Here is a 499-nt window from a genome sequence, read left to right on the forward strand (position 1 = left end):
CGTTATAAGTGTCAATACCAGTTGAAAATATTTCATATTCTTTCTCCTTTTTTCTTCAGAATTTGATGAATCGCTGTAAGGATATCTTCTAAACATTTCGCAATCATTCTCAAATAATCGATCTTATTCATTCGTTCCTCCAATCTGACTCCAAACCAATCGTCCTTCGACCAGTAACCCACGAACAAATTCTCGCTGGCTGGTAATATCTGTAATAAAATAAACTACATAGTCTTTTCCATCTTCTGGTGCACAATAAATATAAAGATGTGTCATCACTAAACGTGGTAGATGAACATCTTTAGGAAGCGTACCCATTTCAATTTCCTCTTTTTCCATCGTAACGGATTCATAGCCCCACTCTTCAGAAGCAGTGACCAGCTGTGCACACTTTTCCAGTACTTCGATAGCCGTTTCTAACAAGTCCTTTCGTTCCTTTCTTTTAGATACTAGTATTCTTCTGGTAATAACATCGTTTGATACTCACCCGAATCAATGG

Annotated in this window: 1 protein-coding gene; it reads right to left on the bottom strand. The window is 37.3% G+C overall.

The genetic code is table 11. The features are described 5' to 3' along the window. Positions 1 to 123: 123 nt before the first annotated feature. Positions 124 to 423, bottom strand: coding sequence for a hypothetical protein (locus AB3I42_RS14025; protein WP_002324316.1), 300 nt, complete (start codon positions 421 to 423; stop codon positions 124 to 126). Positions 424 to 499 lie beyond the last annotated feature (76 nt).

The organism is Enterococcus sp. C53, from assembly GCF_040887425.1.
Lineage (GTDB): Bacteria > Bacillota > Bacilli > Lactobacillales > Enterococcaceae > Enterococcus_B > Enterococcus_B hirae.